General features: G+C 50.8%; 15 protein-coding genes. 4 read left to right on the forward strand and 11 right to left on the reverse strand.

All coding sequences use genetic code 11. The annotated features are described in order from the left end of the window. Positions 1 to 2: 2 nt before the first annotated feature. Positions 3 to 332, forward strand: a complete 330-nt coding sequence (locus K7B04_RS18470; RefSeq protein ID WP_163448650.1) for an HI1450 family dsDNA-mimic protein — start codon at positions 3 to 5, stop codon at positions 330 to 332. A gap of 41 nt (positions 333 to 373) precedes the next feature. On the opposite strand, the gene K7B04_RS18475 is transcribed toward K7B04_RS18470, so the two are convergent. From K7B04_RS18475 to K7B04_RS18505, 7 genes are all read right to left on the reverse strand, one after another. Continuing rightward, positions 374 to 1216, reverse strand: coding sequence for an ion transporter (locus K7B04_RS18475; protein ID WP_167577287.1), 843 nt, complete (start codon positions 1214 to 1216; stop codon positions 374 to 376). Between the two features lie 48 nt (positions 1217 to 1264). After that, complete coding sequence (gene oppF / locus K7B04_RS18480; protein WP_163448651.1) at positions 1265 to 2269, reverse strand: murein tripeptide/oligopeptide ABC transporter ATP-binding protein OppF; 1005 nt, start codon at positions 2267 to 2269, stop codon at positions 1265 to 1267. Then, complete coding sequence (locus K7B04_RS18485; RefSeq protein WP_163448652.1) at positions 2266 to 3261, reverse strand: ABC transporter ATP-binding protein; 996 nt, start codon at positions 3259 to 3261, stop codon at positions 2266 to 2268. The genes oppF and K7B04_RS18485 overlap by 4 nt, the downstream gene beginning before the upstream one ends. An 11-nt stretch (positions 3262 to 3272) precedes the next feature. After that, positions 3273 to 4181: an oligopeptide ABC transporter permease OppC gene (oppC, locus tag K7B04_RS18490; protein WP_163448653.1), complete on the reverse strand. Its 909-nt coding sequence runs from the start codon at positions 4179 to 4181 to the stop codon at positions 3273 to 3275. 14 nt (positions 4182 to 4195) lie between these two features. Beyond that, complete coding sequence (oppB, locus tag K7B04_RS18495) at positions 4196 to 5116, reverse strand: oligopeptide ABC transporter permease OppB (RefSeq protein ID WP_163448654.1); 921 nt, start codon at positions 5114 to 5116, stop codon at positions 4196 to 4198. 85 nt (positions 5117 to 5201) lie between these two features. Next, positions 5202 to 6833, reverse strand: a complete 1632-nt coding sequence (oppA, locus tag K7B04_RS18500; protein WP_064545033.1) for an oligopeptide ABC transporter substrate-binding protein OppA — start codon at positions 6831 to 6833, stop codon at positions 5202 to 5204. A gap of 760 nt (positions 6834 to 7593) precedes the next feature. Then, positions 7594 to 8241, reverse strand: a complete 648-nt coding sequence (locus K7B04_RS18505) for a YchE family NAAT transporter (RefSeq protein ID WP_163448655.1) — start codon at positions 8239 to 8241, stop codon at positions 7594 to 7596. Between the two features lie 496 nt (positions 8242 to 8737). Between K7B04_RS18505 and adhE the strand changes: the two genes are divergently transcribed. Continuing rightward, positions 8738 to 11410: a bifunctional acetaldehyde-CoA/alcohol dehydrogenase gene (gene adhE / locus K7B04_RS18510; protein WP_223802712.1), complete on the forward strand. Its 2673-nt coding sequence runs from the start codon at positions 8738 to 8740 to the stop codon at positions 11408 to 11410. Positions 11411 to 11553: 143 nt separating this feature from the next. Here adhE and tdk read toward each other — a convergent pair whose 3' ends face one another. Continuing rightward, a complete protein-coding gene (tdk, locus tag K7B04_RS18515; RefSeq protein ID WP_163448657.1) occupies positions 11554 to 12183 on the reverse strand; it encodes a thymidine kinase in 630 nt (209 codons plus the stop codon). A 913-nt stretch (positions 12184 to 13096) separates the two neighbouring features. Here tdk and hns point away from each other — a divergent pair. Continuing rightward, a complete protein-coding gene (gene hns, locus K7B04_RS18520; RefSeq protein WP_064545023.1) occupies positions 13097 to 13510 on the forward strand; it encodes a histone-like nucleoid-structuring protein H-NS in 414 nt (137 codons plus the stop codon). Between the two features lie 162 nt (positions 13511 to 13672). Here hns and galU read toward each other — a convergent pair whose 3' ends face one another. The 3 genes from galU to rssA all read right to left on the reverse strand — a co-directional run bounded on the left by galU (position 13673) and on the right by rssA (position 16915). Continuing rightward, complete coding sequence (galU, locus tag K7B04_RS18525) at positions 13673 to 14581, reverse strand: UTP--glucose-1-phosphate uridylyltransferase GalU (protein WP_163448658.1); 909 nt, start codon at positions 14579 to 14581, stop codon at positions 13673 to 13675. Positions 14582 to 14898: 317 nt separating this feature from the next. After that, positions 14899 to 15912 (reverse strand): two-component system response regulator RssB, encoded by a 1014-nt coding sequence (gene rssB / locus K7B04_RS18530; RefSeq protein WP_163448659.1) that lies wholly within the window; start codon positions 15910 to 15912, stop codon positions 14899 to 14901. A gap of 91 nt (positions 15913 to 16003) precedes the next feature. Then, positions 16004 to 16915: a patatin-like phospholipase RssA gene (rssA, locus tag K7B04_RS18535; RefSeq protein WP_163448660.1), complete on the reverse strand. Its 912-nt coding sequence runs from the start codon at positions 16913 to 16915 to the stop codon at positions 16004 to 16006. 113 nt (positions 16916 to 17028) lie between these two features. Between rssA and K7B04_RS18540 the strand changes: the two genes are divergently transcribed. After that, entirely contained in the window at positions 17029 to 17487 is a 459-nt protein-coding gene (locus tag K7B04_RS18540) for a YchJ family protein (protein WP_163448673.1), read from the forward strand. Positions 17488 to 17512: the final 25 nt, after the last annotated feature.

Consider the following 17512-nt stretch of genomic DNA (forward strand, 5'->3'; position numbering starts at 1 on the left):
TCATGGATATGGATTTAAACAATCGTCTGACCGAAGATGAAACGCTCGAACAGGCTTATGACATTTTTCTTGAGCTTGCGGGTGACAACCTTGACCCGGCCGACATTATTCTGTTCAACCTGCAGTTTGAAGAGCGCGGCGGCGCCGAGCTGTTCGACCCTTCCGAAGACTGGAAAGATCACGTTGATTTCGATCTGAATCCCGATTTCTTCGCTGAAGTGGTGATTGGTCTGGCGGATACCGACGGCGGCGAGATCAACGATATTTTCGCCCGCGTGCTACTGTGTCGCGAAAAAGATCACAAGCTTTGCCATATTCTCTGGCGCGAGTAATAAGATAAAGGGCAGCCACGCTGCCCTTTTTTGTCGGCAAATTATTGTTGCCGAGGCAGCGCGGTACCACAGCCGTTGCAATAGCGCGCAGTTGGCTCATGGTGTCGCTGTTTACAATGCGGACACACCCGTTCCTGACGACGTTTCTGGAATTCGCTGGTCATCTGAGCGGTAATAATCCCGGTCGGAATCGCGATCACAGAGTAACCGATTAAGATCAGAACAGACGCCACCATTCTGCCCGCAGCGGTATGTGGCGTAATATCGCCATAACCCACCGTCGTGACCGTCACAATCGCCCAATATACCGCCGTACTCAGCGTCGTAAAACCGTTCACCGGCCCTTCGATTCCGTACATAAGCGCCCCCGCAACAACCATTACGATGCCGATAAACGCGTAGAATAGAATCAGCTGATGACGGGAATTAACGATCGCGCTCCACAAACTATTCAGCGCGGGCATCAGCCGGAGCAGCTTCAAAATTCGCAGTACGCGAATCACACGCATCGCTCGCCAGGCAAACAAATATTCCACGCCGATTTCAGGCCATAGCATGATCACGTAAAACGGCAGAATGGTGGCCAGGTCGATAAATCCCCAGAAGCTGAAAACGTAGCGTGCGGGATTGGGCCAGCAGAATAGACGCAGGAAATACTCCAGCGTGAACACCAGCGTAAAGGCAATTTCCAGCCAGACAAAAGCATGCCATTCATCGTAGGTGAGATGGTAAGTTGTACCGATACCCGACTCAATAAAGATAGTGACAACGCTTAATAAGGCAAAACAACCGCACAGCGCTTCAAACCGGCGCCCGGTCCGCGTGCGTTGATCGAATAAGAAATGATAAAGACGATGGCGCAAAGCGCTAATCCCGGTCACGATGAACCCTCGTATAAAAAATAAGGGCTGGCAACCTGCCAGCCCTGACGATTATAACGGGTCAACCTTGAGACAGGAAACGGCGTGACGGAAACTTCCTTCCAGAAGTGGACGCGTTTGCGCACATTCTGGCCCCGCCAGTGGGCAGCGGGTCCGGAATACACAGCCTGACGGTGGGTTGATCGGCGAAGGCAGTTCGCCCTCCAGAAGCTGAATGGTTTTATTCTGCTCCAGGTCGGGATCGGGCACCGGCACGGCGGACATCAACGCTCTGGTGTAAGGATGCAACGGATTGTTGTACACCTCATCGTAGGTGCCCAGCTCTACCGCATGTCCCAGATACATCACCAGTACACGATCGGAGATATGCTTCACTACCGCCAGATCGTGAGCGATGAAGATCAGCGACAGCCCCATCTCACGCTGTAGTTGCTGCAGCAGGTTGACCACCTGCGCCTGAATCGACACGTCCAGCGCCGAAACTGGCTCATCACAGATAATCAGTTTCGGTTCAAGGATCAGCGCACGCGCAATGCCGATACGCTGGCACTGGCCGCCGGAAAACTCATGCGGATAGCGGTTGACGAGGTTTGGCAGCAACCCCACCTTCATCATCATGGTTTTCACTTTGTCGCGCACTTCCTGACGCGGCATTTTCGGGTAGTAGGTGCGCAGCGGCTCGGCAATGATCTCACCGATAGTCATACGTGGGTTCAATGACGCCAGCGGATCCTGGAAAATCATCTGAATGTCGCTACGCACATTGCGCCACTCATCCGGCTTCATGCCGAGCAGGTCTTTCCCCAGCCAGGCCACTTTACCATCGGTGGCTTTCACCAGACCGATAATGGCTCGCGCAAAGGTTGATTTCCCGCAGCCAGACTCGCCGACCACCCCTAACGTTTCGCCCTCATACAGTCGAAGCGTGACGCCATCTACCGCTTTCAGCGTTTTCGGCGGCTGCCAGAACCACTGTTTGCCATCTTTAATCTCGAAGTGGACCTTTAAATCCGCGATTTCGAGTAGTACTTTTCTTTCGTCAGTCACGGCGCTCATACCAGTTCCCCCACGGTCTTAAAGCAGGCGCGTAAGCGGCCTGGCGCAAACTCTTCCAGCGGCGGCGCGCTGCTACACACCTCCATCGCGTGCGGGCAGCGAGGCTGGAACGGGCAGCCGGTTGGCAGACGTAACAGGTTTGGCGGGTTGCCAGGAATGGTCAGCAGCGATTCACCTTCACCGTCCAGACGTGGAACCGCATTCAGCAGACCAATAGAGTACGGGTGCGCAGGCTGATAAAACACATCGCGCGCTTTGCCATATTCCATTGTACGGCCCGCGTACATCACCAGCACCTTATCGCAGATCCCGGCGACGACGCCGAGATCGTGGGTGATCATGATAATTGCGGTGTTAAACTCACGCTTCAGTTCATTCAACAGCGTCATGATCTGCGCCTGAACGGTCACGTCCAGCGCGGTGGTGGGCTCATCGGCAATCAGCAGTTTTGGCCGACACAGCAAAGCCATCGCGATCATCACGCGCTGACGCATACCGCCGGAAAACTCGTGCGGATACATTCGCATACGCTTACGCGCTTCCGGCATTTTGACCGCATCCAGCATTTTGACCGACTCTTCAAACGCTTCGGCCTTGCCCATGCCTTTATGCAGCATCAGCACTTCCATCAGCTGCTCGCCTACCCGCATGTACGGGTTCAGGGAGGTCATTGGGTCCTGGAAAATCATTGAAATCTGCTCGGCACGCAGTTTATTCAGCGCATGCTCTGGCAGGTTAAGGATCTCTTTCCCGTTAAACAGTGCCGAACCGCCGATCCGCCCGTTGCTTGCCAATAGCCCCATCAGGGCAAACGCCGTTTGCGATTTACCCGAACCGGACTCGCCGACGATCCCCAACGTCTCACCCGCACGCAGGCTGAAGTTGAGGTCATTAACGGCGGTCACATCACCGTCAGGCGTCTTAAAGGTCACACGCAGATCTTTTACGTCCAGCAACCGCTGCGACGTCGTTGCCGTTTCAATTATGCTCATGGCAACACTCCTTAACGGTCTTTCGGGTCGAGGGCATCACGCAGGCCATCGCCGATAAAGTTGAAACAAAACAGCGTCACGACCAGGAATCCAGCCGGGAACAGCAGCAGCCACGGCGACACTTCCATCGAGTTAGCGCCATCGCTTAACAGCGCTCCCCAACTGCTCAGCGGCTCTTGTGTCCCCAGACCAAGGAAGCTCAGGAAGGATTCAAACAGAATCATGCTTGGCACCAACAGAGAGGCGTAAACCACCACGACCCCGAGTACGTTCGGCACGATATGGCGGACAACGATGCTCGCGGTAGAGACACCGCCGACCTGGGCCGCCTCAATAAACTCTTTACGTTTCAGGCTAAGCGTCTGACCGCGCACGATACGTGCCATATCCAGCCAGGAAACCATCCCGATGGCGACGAAAATCAACAGGATGTTTTGCCCGAAGAAGGTCACCAGCAAAATGACGAAGAACATGAACGGGAAGGAGTTGAGGATTTCCAGCAGGCGCATCATCACCGAATCAACTTTGCCGCCCAGATAGCCAGAGAGCGAACCGTACAACGTCCCTACGATGACGGCCACCAGCGCGGCAGCAATACCGACCATCAGTGAGATACGTCCGCCGATTGCCACACGCACCAGCAGATCGCGCCCGGAAGAGTCGGTGCCAAAATAGTGACCGGACTCCATATCTGGCGCGTTGGACATCATGCCCCAGTCGGTATCGAAGTAGGAAAACTGCGATAACATCGGCGCCAGCGTTACGAAGAGCGCAATCAGCACCAGCACGACCAGGCTGGTGACCGCCGCGCGGTTATGCATAAAGCGTCGGCGCGCATCCTGCCACAGGCTACGCCCTTCGACTTCCAGCTTCTCGCTGAAACTTTCCAGCGCCTCGCTGTTCTTTTTACTTAACATCATAGCGAGCTCCAGCCTTAATAACGGATTTTCGGGTCAATAACGGCGTAGAGCACATCTACCACCGCGTTAAACAGGATCGTTAATGCGCCAACCAGAATCGTCAGGCTAAGCACCAGAGAGTAATCGCGGTTAAGCGCTCCGTTAACGAACAGCTGTCCAATCCCCGGCAAGCCGTAGATGGTTTCAATCACCATCGAACCGGTAATAATACCGACGAAGGCAGGCCCCATATAAGAAAGCACCGGCAGCAGCGCGGGTTTTAACGCGTGGCGGAAAATAATCCGCCGCATCGGCAACCCTTTTGCGCGGGCGGTACGAATAAAGTTGGAGTGTAAAACTTCAATCATCGAGCCACGGGTAATACGCGCAATGCTGGCGATATAGGCCAGAGAGAGCGCAACCATCGGTAGAATCATGAATTTCAGCGCCCCACCGTTCCAGCCGCCGCCGGGCAGCCAGTGCAACGTAATCGCAAATATCATCACCAGCAGCGGCGCGACGACGAAGCTGGGAATAACCACCCCGGTCATTGCTACCCCCATGACCGCATAGTCCCATTTCGTGTTCTGTTTTAATGCCGCAATCACGCCAGCCGTGACGCCCAAAATAACCGCCAGCAGAAACGCTGCCGCGCCTAATTTTGCCGACACCGGGAAGCTCACTGCGACCAGATCGTTAACGGAATAATCTTTATATTTAAAGGATGGGCCGAAATCACCGTGGGCTAACTGCTTCAGGTAATTACCGTACTGCACCAGGATAGGATCGTTTAAGTGATACTTTGCTTCGATGTTGGCCATGACCTCGGGCGGCAGCGTACGCTCACCCGTAAATGGGCTGCCCGGCGCAAGGCGCATCATAAAGAAGGAAATCGTAATAAGGATAAATAGCGTCGGAATCGCTTCCAGACAGCGACGTAATATAAATTTCAACATTGCCCGTACCTTCTGGCATGTGCCTTTGCACTGCTCTCAAATAAGACACGATGGGGAGAGCACATGCTCGCCCCACGTATTGCCATTAATGCTTGATAACGTACAGATCTTTGGTATAGACGTTATCCATCGGGTCTTTACCGGTGTAGCCGCCAACCCATGGTTTCACCAGGCGGGCGTTAACGTAGTAATAGACCGGTACGATAGCGGTATCTTTATCCAACTGCTGCTCAGCCTTGGCATACGCGGCTGTACGCTGCTCTTCGTTGGCGGCTTTTACCGACTCAGCCATGATCTTATCGAACGCTTCGCTCTTATAGTGCGCGGTGTTCATTGAGCTACCGGACAACATGGTGTTCAGGAAGGAGGTTGGTTCGTTGTAGTCCGCGCACCAGCCAGCGCGCGCAACGTCATAAGTCCCCTGGTGACGAGTGTCGAGGAAGGTCTTCCACTCCTGGTTAACCAGTTTGACTTCAACGCCCAGGTTCTTACGCCACAGTGAGGCCGCGGCGATAGCCAGTTTTTTGTGCAAATCGGAGGTGTTGTACAGCAGGTTGAAGGTCAGCGGCTTATCAGCGGTATAACCCGCTTCCGCCAGCAGTTTTTTACCTTCTTCATTACGTTTTTCCTGTGACCACTTGAACCACTCTGGTTCGGTCAACTTCGCGCCATCGGTATACGGCGGCGTGTAACCATAAGCCGGCAGGTCGCCCTGGCCTTTGACCTTGTTAGCGATGATATCGCGGTCCAGACCCAGCTTCAGTGCGGTACGTACGCGAGCGTCGGTGAACGGGGCTTTCTGGTTGTTAATTTCGTAGTAATAAGTACACAGATACGGATCGACGTGAACTTCGTTCGGAATCTCTTTTTTCAGTTTCTGGAACAGTTCGATCGGCAGCTGGTTATAGGTCATATCCAGCTCACCGCTGCGGTAGCGGTTTACGTAAGTCACTTCAGAAGAGGTCGGCAGCCAGGTTACCTGATCGATAACGGTCTTCTTGTTATCCCAGTACTGTGGGTTACGTTCCATCACGATACGTTCGTTAACAACCCAGTCTTTCAGGGTGTACGCACCGTTAGTTACGATGTTGCCCGGCTGAGTCCATTTCTCGCCGAATTTCTCGATCGCCGGTTTGTAAACCGGAGACATCGCCGGGTTCACCAGCAGCTTATAGAAATAAGGCACTGGCTCACTCAGCGTCACTTCCAGAGTGTGGTCATCGATCGCTTTGACGCCCAGTTCGCTCGGTGCTTTTTTACCGTCGATAATTTCATCAACGTTCACAATATGGCCGTACTGTGGATAGCTGGCATATGGCGATGCGGTTTTCGGATCGACCAGACGCTGCCAGCTATAAACGAAATCTTGTGCGGTAACCGGTTCGCCGTTGGACCATTTGGCATCTTTACGCAGATGGAATGTCCAGACTTTAAAATCTTTATTGTCCCAGCTTTCGGCGACGCCCGGAATCGGGTGACCGTCTTTTGGAGAGGTATTCAGCAACCCTTCGAACAGGTCGCGGCTGATATTCGCCTCTGGCACCCCTTCAATTTTATTCGGGTCGAGAGACTGCGGTTCAGCACCGCTATTTCGTACCAGCGTTTGTTTGCTCGCTAACTCGGTGCCTGCAGGAACATCTGCAGCCATTACGTTCCCTGCGATCAGCGCTGTGAGAATGCCAGCCGCAACCAGGCTTTTTTTTGTGATGATGGACATTGTGTTGATACTCCGTTCATTATTATTACTGACTGTGGTCAGCCTGTTTAGTCCCCTTTCGGGTTCCTGTGCAGCGCAGGAGATTTTTGCGTCTGCCAGGTCATTTACTGCCTGCTATCACCGACTTTTTTATTACGGCCGCTCTTATGGCAGCCTGACGTCGATTCATTAAAGCCTCCCCCCTGTCGGGACGCTTTTCTTATTCTGTTCATAACTGCTTACATATGGAAACAGTTATCATTTACATAGCTTTATGTTGCGAATAACTCAGGCCGGAAAGTACCAAATGCCGATTATCGCCGCCAATATAATTTGCAAATTTGTTAACCAATTCTCTTTTAGCCAGCAAAGCAGCCTGTTGATGACAGCGTATGCACAAAACACGATATTCTTAAATCTATTATTATCAGATAGATATACAAAAAATGGTGCCTGTTGTTTGCTGGCTCAGTATCAGAGGCTGTTTTTTGTACGAAAATTTAACAGTTGCTCATTTTTTAGCACATAACTCTGCCCTGAAACTGAAATTACTAATATCATTTCAATTATCTAACAGCAAGCCCCAGAGTATCGTGTGAGGGAAATAACATTTATGTGAAGAAAGATGGTATGGCAGGACAAGAATATCTTGTTGATATGTATATATTTATTCAAATATTCAAATTGATTATTTGTACAGCGACTTGCGGAATGAGTGATATGTTTTTCTGATATTAACGGCAACAGTAGTTTTGAGTGCCCTACCGTCGCCGCAGAATAATTAGCCGACCAGACCCGGGAAGATGGATTTGATACCGGTCACAATGAATTCAATCCCCAACGCCATCAGTAACAACCCCATAATACGGGTGACCACGTTAATCCCCGTTTGCCCCAGCATACGCACCAGCCACGGAGAAATACGGAAAATGCCCCAACAACACCAGGCGAATAGCGCAATAGATAAGGAAAAACCGAGGAGATAGGTTAGCGAATGATAGCGTGTACCCCATACGATCGTGGAGCTAATAGCCCCCGGCCCCGCCATCAATGGCAGCGCCAGCGGCACAACCCCCAGACTTTCACGCACGGCAGTCTCTGATTTCTCCTGCTTGTTCTGCTTATCTTCTCCCAGCTTGCCGCTGATCATCGACATCGCAATCGAGACCACCAGGATCCCGCCAGCAATACGGAAGGAATCAATCGAGATACCGAAAAGTTGCAGGATCAGATCGCCAAGGAATAACGAAGTCAGGAGAATAATGGCAACCGACAGACTAGCCGTCAGGTTGGTTTTGTTGCGCACCGCTGCCGTTTGATAACTCGTCAGGCTGATGAAAACCGGAATCAGACCAACCGGGTTCACCAGTGCAAACAGTCCAATAAAGAACTTAAAGAAAATAGGAAAATCAAACAACGTCTGAATCACGTGAACCCCGGAGCATCATTAAAAGTTGTCGTTGATGAACAGTAAATCGAGAGTGGCGCAGACAATACCTTTTTTATCGACCATGTTCACCAGAATTGTCCAGAAAAATGAGGTAAAAACAGAGTGTTATAAATTCGTATAAAGTATGCTAATGTTTACAGCACCGATACTCACGAATGATTAACAGCTTCTACATTTTGCTAAAACAGCCCTGCTGAAAGGTGTCAGCTTAGCTTAAATTTGATTTAGATCACGTAAATCGTACTCAGAAGTGGGTAATCTGCTTACACCGAAAGAGAAACGACCTCATAAAAAAGTCGTATTTTTTCCGGTAAGCTCCTTGGCTAAATCGAAGCTCTTTTAGTAAATCAAGTGGATCAGTTCGTGGGTAACGCTTTGTTTCCTTAACTTTTTCGCCAGCTGCAGGTGATTTGTCTATACTGACTTGTCGAGCAGATGATTCACTAAAAAAGTTTAACATTATCAGGAGAGCATTATGGCTGTTACTAATGTCGCTGAACTTAACGCACTCGTAGAGCGCGTAAAAAAAGCCCAGCGTGAATATGCCAGTTTCACTCAAGAGCAAGTTGACAAAATCTTCCGCGCCGCCGCTCTGGCCGCTGCAGATGCTCGAATCCCTCTCGCCAAAATGGCCGTTGCCGAATCCGGCATGGGTATTGTTGAAGATAAAGTGATCAAAAACCACTTCGCTTCAGAATATATCTACAACGCCTATAAAGATGAAAAAACCTGTGGCGTGCTGTCCGAAGACGACACTTTCGGTACCATCACTATTGCTGAACCTATCGGCATCATCTGCGGTATCGTACCGACCACTAACCCGACTTCTACCGCTATCTTCAAATCGCTGATCAGCCTGAAGACACGTAACGCCATCATTTTCTCTCCGCACCCGCGTGCTAAAGACGCAACCAACAAAGCGGCTGACATCGTGCTGCAGGCTGCTATCGCTGCTGGCGCACCGAAAGATCTGATCGGCTGGATTGACCAACCGTCTGTAGAACTGTCTAACGCGCTGATGCACCACCCGGACATCAACCTGATCCTCGCGACCGGTGGCCCAGGCATGGTTAAAGCGGCATACAGCTCCGGTAAACCTGCTATCGGCGTAGGCGCTGGTAACACTCCGGTTGTAATTGATGAAACCGCTGATGTGAAACGTGCCGTTGCGTCCGTTCTGATGTCTAAAACCTTCGATAACGGCGTAATCTGTGCTTCTGAACAGTCTGTTGTTGTTGTTGATTCCGTTTATGACGCAGTACGTGAGCGTTTCGCGACTCACGGCGGCTACCTGCTGCAGGGTAAAGAGCTGAAAGCTGTTCAGGACGTTATCCTGAAAAATGGCGCGCTGAACGCGGCTATCGTTGGTCAGCCGGCATACAAAATTGCAGAACTGGCAGGCTTCTCTGTTCCTGAAACCACCAAGATTCTGATCGGTGAAGTAAAAGTCGTTGATGAGAGCGAGCCGTTTGCTCACGAAAAACTGTCTCCGACCCTGGCCATGTACCGTGCGAAAGACTTCGAAGACGCTGTTGATAAAGCGGAAAAACTGGTTGCGATGGGCGGTATCGGTCATACCTCTTGCCTGTACACCGACCAGGACAACCAGCCAGAACGCGTAGCTTACTTCGGTCAGATGATGAAAACCGCGCGTATTCTGATCAACACCCCGGCTTCTCAGGGTGGTATCGGCGACCTGTATAACTTCAAACTCGCACCTTCCCTGACTCTGGGTTGTGGTTCCTGGGGTGGTAACTCCATCTCTGAAAACGTTGGTCCTAAGCACCTGATCAACAAGAAAACCGTTGCTAAGCGAGCTGAAAACATGTTGTGGCACAAACTTCCGAAATCTATCTACTTCCGCCGTGGCTCTCTGCCAATCGCGCTGGATGAAGTGATTACCGATGGCCACAAACGTGCGCTGATCGTGACCGACCGCTTCCTGTTTAACAACGGCTACGCTGACCAGATCACTTCTGTTCTGAAAGCGGCTGGCGTTGAAACCGAAGTGTTCTTCGAAGTTGAAGCTGACCCGACTCTGACCATCGTCCGTAAAGGTGCAGACCTGGCGAACTCGTTCAAACCAGATGTGATCATCGCGCTGGGCGGCGGTTCCCCGATGGATGCAGCGAAAATCATGTGGGTTATGTACGAACACCCGGAAACCCACTTCGAAGAGCTGGCGCTGCGCTTTATGGACATCCGTAAACGTATCTACAAGTTCCCGAAAATGGGCGTGAAAGCAAAAATGGTTGCAATCACCACCACTTCCGGTACCGGTTCTGAAGTGACTCCGTTTGCGGTAGTAACCGACGACGCAACCGGCCAGAAATACCCGCTGGCTGACTACGCGCTGACTCCAGACATGGCGATTGTTGATGCCAACCTGGTGATGGATATGCCGAAGTCACTGTGTGCGTTCGGTGGTCTGGATGCGGTAACTCACGCCCTGGAAGCTTACGTTTCCGTACTGGCTTCTGAGTTCTCCGACGGCCAGGCACTTCAGGCTCTGAAACTGCTGAAAGAAAACCTGCCAGCGTCCTACCACGAAGGTTCTAAGAACCCGGTAGCGCGTGAGCGTGTTCACAGTGCAGCGACTATCGCCGGTATCGCGTTTGCGAACGCCTTCCTGGGTGTATGTCACTCTATGGCGCACAAGCTGGGTTCTCAGTTCCACATTCCTCACGGTCTGGCGAACGCCCTGCTGATCAGCAACGTTATTCGTTATAACGCGAACGACAACCCGACTAAACAGACTGCATTCAGCCAGTACGACCGTCCGCAAGCACGTCGTCGCTACGCGGAAATCGCTGACCACCTGGGTCTGTCTGCTCCGGGCGACCGCACTGCAGCGAAAATTGAAAAACTGCTGGGCTGGCTGGACGAAATCAAAGCTGAACTGGGTATTCCTAAGTCTATCCGTGAAGCTGGCGTGCAGGAAGCTGACTTCCTGGCGCACGTTGACAAACTGTCTGAAGATGCGTTTGACGACCAGTGCACCGGCGCTAACCCGCGTTACCCGCTGATTTCTGAACTGAAACAGATTCTGCTGGATACCTACTACGGTCGTGAATTCGTTGAAGGCGCTCCGGCAGCAGAGAAGAAAGAAGCCGCTCCGGCGAAAGCTGAGAAAAAAGCGAAGAAATAATCCGCTTTAACGCTCGCTGAAAAGCATAAGCAAAAAGCCCCATCATCATGATGGGGCTTTTTTTTATTCCGTAAACATCAACGGAAAACCACGCACGTTTGGCTCCCCATATCCATCAGGGCCTCAAACGTACGTAGAGACGTTTAACAAGAACGGCAGGTCATACGGTGCTGGTCCTGAATAACAGCCAGAGAGCCCTTTTCAAGCGCCTCCTTGTAATGCTTACGGCAAACGGATACATAACGCTCGTTGCCACCAATCACCACCTGCTCACCCTCATTGTACGGCCGCCCTTCCTGATCGAGTCGCAGCACCATGCTGGCTTTACGACCGCAGAAGCAGATCGTTTTTAACTCAACCAGTTTGTCAGAGAGCGCCAGTAAATATTGGCTACCGCTAAACAGCTCGCCGCGAAAATCCGTTCTCAGCCCGTAGCACAATACCGGAATATCCAGGTTATCTACCACGTCAGAAAGCGCGTAGACCTGTTCACGCGTCAGAAACTGGCATTCATCGACAAGCACGCAGTTAATGCGTTCACGCGCATTCTCAGCGCTAATTTCGGCAAACAGATTACTGGTCTGATTAAACAGCTTCGCAGGCGAAGAGAGGCCAATTCGCGAGCTCACTTTCCCGGCGCCAAAGCGATCGTCTATTTCTGCGGTATAAACGATAGTGCGCATACCGCGCTCCTGGTAGTTGTATGACGACTGCAACAGAGCGGTCGACTTCCCGGCATTCATTGCTGAGTAGTAGAAATAAAGTTGTGCCATTGGCTGCAAAATCCTAATCGATGCGTTTTTTAAACGGCGTGCAGTGTAGCATATTTTGCCCACAGTCTTCCTGTGTCCTCTTCACCATTGCAGGATGAAGACACCTCTCGATTATGAGCCTGATACAACTGAAATATTCAGAAAAACCGATATATTACGTCACTGTCGTTTTCGCCCTACCTATTTATCCCTGGCACGAAGGTAACTTCATCATAAATCTGAAATAGTTAACCACTTTTGCCCTCCGCCGCCGCATACAGCTGGCGGACCATCACGGTAAAATTAGCTAGCGAGGTTAATAGTTGAAAAGATGAATGAGTCTGTCTAAAAAAATGTGATCGCCGCCAATTTGTGTAGCGACTTGCAGGACATTGTTATCCATAAATTAAACAGTCACAGGTTGAAATAACATCGTCATAACTATGGGCTTAAAGCCGATAACCCTGATGCTGCCTGCGGTATTGCCATTGTCCGCACGGTAAAATCGTTTTCACCGCCATGCAATTTACCCATACAGGCTCTGAGGCAAATAGGTTAATAGTGTTAAGGAATGCGCTGCAAAAGCCCGGACAGGCCGTGAAGTGGTTGAGTCACGCAATCATTCATTGTCGATAAAGTAATGCACAAAATGGATGCATACCAGCTAATACATAAGGTTGATATTTACCCGTACGGGGTATATTTATACACATCCCATCCTCTCCGCCCCGCTCGTTATCCCGCTACGCCTCCTGACAATTAGTACGGGAAAGATGAGGAACCTGGCCCACAATTTAACTTATAAATATTAATGACAGCATCAAATAACACGTTATTTTGAATTCCTTACATTCTTCCCTATTGCACATCTGATTTTATCGCTCTATTATTAGTTCAACAAACCACCCCACAATATAAGTTTGAGATTACTACAATGAGCGAAGCACTTAAAATTTTGAACAACATCCGTACTCTTCGTGCGCAGGCAAGAGAATGCACCCTTGAAACGCTTGAAGAAATGCTGGAAAAATTAGAAGTTGTTGTTAACGAACGTCGTGAAGAAGAAAATGCTGCTGCGGCAGAAATCGAAGAGCGCACCCGTAAACTGCAACAATACCGCGAAATGCTGATTGCTGACGGTATTGATCCGAACGAACTGCTGAATAGCATGGCTGCAGCCAAGACTGGCACCAAAGCGAAACGTGCTGCACGTCCTGCTAAATATAGCTACGTTGATGAAAACGGCGAAACCAAAACCTGGACTGGCCAGGGCCGTACCCCAGCAGTAATCAAAAAAGCGATGGATGAGCAGGGTAAATCTCTGGACGATTTCCTGATCAAGGATTAATCCTCACGCTGTGTAAAAATCCCGCTACGGCGGGATTTTTTATATCTGGACCTTTACCGCCAGCTTGAAAACACATCGGCACAAGCTCGTTCATTTTTTATCCTTTCGTGTTATTTAAAAATAAAAAAACCGGGTTTCCCCGGTTTTTTCGTCCTCACGATATTACTTCGCGATGCCCAGCGTGTCTTGCAGCCACGCTTTGAAATCCTCACCCAGCGTATTATGACGGATGCCGTATTCCACAAACGCCTGCATATACCCCAGCTTGTTACCACAGTCATGGCTTTTGCCTTTCATGTGATAGGCCTCCACGGTCTCTTTTTCGATCAGCATGTCGATAGCATCAGTCAGCTGAATCTCATCACCGGCGCCTGGAGGGGTTTTCGCCAGCAATGGCCAGATTTCTGCACTCAGGACGTAGCGTCCCACAACCGCGAGGTTAGACGGTGCAACGTCGGCTTTCGGCTTCTCAACCACGCCAACCATCGGCACGCTATCACCCGGGTTCAGGGTAGCGCCTTTGCAATCGACCACGCCGTAAGCAGTAACGTCAGCAACCGGCTCAACCATGATCTGGCTTACACCCGTTTCATCAAAGCGTGCGATCATTTCAGCCAGGTTATCCCGGCTCAGATTGGACTCGTATTCATCAAGAATAACGTCCGGCAGGATGACCGCGACAGGCTCATCACCAACGACAGGATGCGCGCACAGCACCGCGTGGCCCAGACCTTTTGCCAGCCCCTGACGGACTTGCATAATGGTGACGTGCGGTGGGCAGATAGACTGCACTTCTTCCAGAAGCTGACGTTTTACGCGCTTCTCCAGCATGGCTTCAAGCTCAAAGCTGGTGTCGAAGTGGTTTTCAATAGAATTCTTGGAAGAATGGGTAACCAGTACAATTTCAGTGATACCAGCTGCGATACACTCGTTCACGACATACTGAATTAAAGGCTTATCGACCAGAGGCAACATTTCCTTTGGAATTGCTTTAGTCGCGGGCAACATCCTTGTACCTAATCCGGCAACCGGGATAACAGCCTTTCTTACTTTCGAATTTAGGGCAGCCATTCAAATCTCCTGAACTGTTCAAACTTTGAACTTGCTCGTTTATTAATAACGCGTCGAGTATATCATCACAACCTACTGAGGCTGCTCTGAAAAGGACGCGATGACATCGAATTAAGATTTATACTCGAAAGTCGGACTGAAGGAAGAGCGCTGCCCATAAACTCCGTGCTAACGTTAATCACCGCCGCCGAAGATAACGGGTCCGTTCAACGCACCAGCACGCTGAAGTATGACGAGTATATCCACATCAATTTGCCAGATAGTAGCACTACGGCAGAAAAGCCGTTAAAGCTATCCCTGTAAAAAAATGCGTTTGCTCATTCCGCAGACAACATTAAGCGTAAACGACCACCATTTCCCCAAATCTGGCACTGCCAGGAGGTACAACGCTGGCTTATTTGATTAAGATAAGCGTTACCTAACGTCCCCAGCGGTACGCCATTACTTATTTGTATTTGATGTTCGCCGGTATTTAATGTGCCGTTCAAACCAGCAGAGACCAGGATGAGATTTTTTAACCCGCTATGATAATAACCCACGAGTAGCGGAAACTGTCCAGGAAGATTGGCCTGACGCAATAGCTGATTGACCTGCTTTAACAAACTGCCTAATTCGGGTAGGCGTTGACCTTGATGTGCCAGCTGTTCTTGCAAGAGACCATTAAAGAGCACACGCAATAATAATGCCGCCAGTACCCCATTATCGCCCGCGCGGGTAACATCCAGGCAATAAAATGCCAAATCGTGCTCAGACAGTGGCGCTATATCCAACACTAAACCGGGGGCGTCGACCGCCATCAGCTGGCGATAATTTATCCGACAGTGCGATATTCTTTGCTGCACCGGCGGCTGTAGCTCTTGTAAAAGCTTTGCCGCCGCCGCGGGATTGTTCACCAACGCATCCCAGTCTTCAAATAACCGCTCTTCTTCTTCCACCCGGGAATTAAACATATTGGGATAAAGGCAGGCCAATACCGTTTCACGCAGACGGTTCAAATCTTTAACCGGCTTTAATAACACATCCTGAACGCCAAGGCGCAGCGCTTTGGCAATATCAGCCATATTTTCGGTCGCGGAAATGATGAGAATGGGTAGCGTATCGCCGGCATTGCGCAGATGTTCGACCAGCTGTAAGCCGTTCATTCGCGGCATTGCCAGGTCACATATCATCAGATCGGGTCTTTGGCTTTCCATCTGCGAAAGCGCGTCAACGCCGTCCTGAGCAAGCAGCGTGTGTGCACCGAGCGACGAAAGCCATGAATCCATAAGTGAGCGGAAAACCGGTTCGTCTTCGACAATCAAAATCTGTTTTCCCGCCAACGGCTGCGTCATGATATCTCCCCTGCCCGACGATATCTAAATAGTGGCATGCTATTGTGATAAACGCCTTTCAGAATTTGCTGAAGTAGTCGAAAAAAATGCCTTAAGTTGAACTCTGTACTAAAGGCAGCAGCTCATCTGTCTTTTTTTCAACCGCTTGTTGACCCGCGGCTATTGCAGATGAAGCTCGATGAAAATCCAGAGTTGAAATCTGGGGGCAAAACGGTTGTAACAGAATGTCCGGCGGGTCACCCGCCATGCGGTTACGTTTGAGCCGATTTTCCAGCACCTGGATTGACGTTGTCATAATTTCCATTGCTGTGGGCGCAACCACCGACCGGCGAGAAGCGACGCGCCCCAAACGGGCGCGCAGGCGCTCATGCCATGATAGCTCATCTGGCGATTCATTCATCACTCCATCGGGCTGAATATTAACGGACAGGAGATCCTGCTGCATAAGGTGTGCGTCGTGTTGCAAATCGACCGCAATGACGATGTCAGCCCCCAGCGCACGCGTTAACGAAACCGGTACCGGGTTTACGACCGCGCCATCCACTAACCAATAACCGTTATGCTGCACCGGCGCCATCAACCCCGGTATGCTACACGATGCGCGAACCGCCATATGCAAATCACCTTCGGTAAACCACAGTTCACGGCCGGTACTAAGGTTAGTCGCAACCGCCGCAAAACGACGTTCGCACTGTTCGATCGTGTCGTTTGGCATAATCTGCCGATAGTGATTAAAGACGCGTTCACCGCGCAGCAGGCCGCCCCGACGCCATGACAAATCCATCAGGCGCAGCACATCCCAATAGCTGAATGAACAGACCCACTTCTCCAGCGCCGGAAGTTGATTGCTGGCGTACGCCGCCCCCACCAGCGAACCGATGGAACACCCGGCAACGATATCAATCTCTATACCCATTTTCTGCAGCGCTTTAATCACGCCAATATGCGACCAGCCCCGCGCCGCCCCTGAACCTAACGCCAGGCCAATTTTAATCTTTCTCATTGTGACCGATGAACATCCTCTTGCTTCTGGCGTGGTATCATCCCCATCGCTCGGTTACCATAGTGCAATCAGGCGTAACGTCGCCGTTAATTTATCGTTTCAGGGAGATCGCTTTGTCTGAACTTTGCCCCTGTGGGAGCGCCCTCGAGTATAGCTTATGTTGCCAGCGTTATCTGTCCGGCAACGAAGTCGCACCGAGCCCATCACACCTTATGCGCTCACGCTATTGCGCCTTCGTGAAGAAGGATGCAGATTATCTGGTCAAAACCTGGCATCCCAGCTGTCAGGCTGCCGCGTTTCGTGATGATATTCATAACGGTTTTGCCCATACCGAATGGCTAGGGCTGACCGTGTTCGCCACCGACGAAGGCCGCAACGCGGATGAAGGTTTTGTCAGCTTTGTCGCTCGTTTTCGTGAACATAACAAAAATGGCGCCATCATTGAGCGTTCGCGATTCTTAAAAGAAAACGGTCAGTGGTACTATATTGACGGTACGCGGCCAGTGATTGGCAGAAACGCCCCTTGCCCTTGCGGTTCAGGGAAAAAATTTAAAAAATGCTGTGGGCAATAAACGCCTGACAACAGCTTCGCAAACA

Origin of the sequence: Kluyvera sp. CRP, assembly GCF_019930565.1 — a bacterium.
GTDB classification, from domain to species: domain Bacteria; phylum Pseudomonadota; class Gammaproteobacteria; order Enterobacterales; family Enterobacteriaceae; genus Kluyvera; species Kluyvera georgiana_A.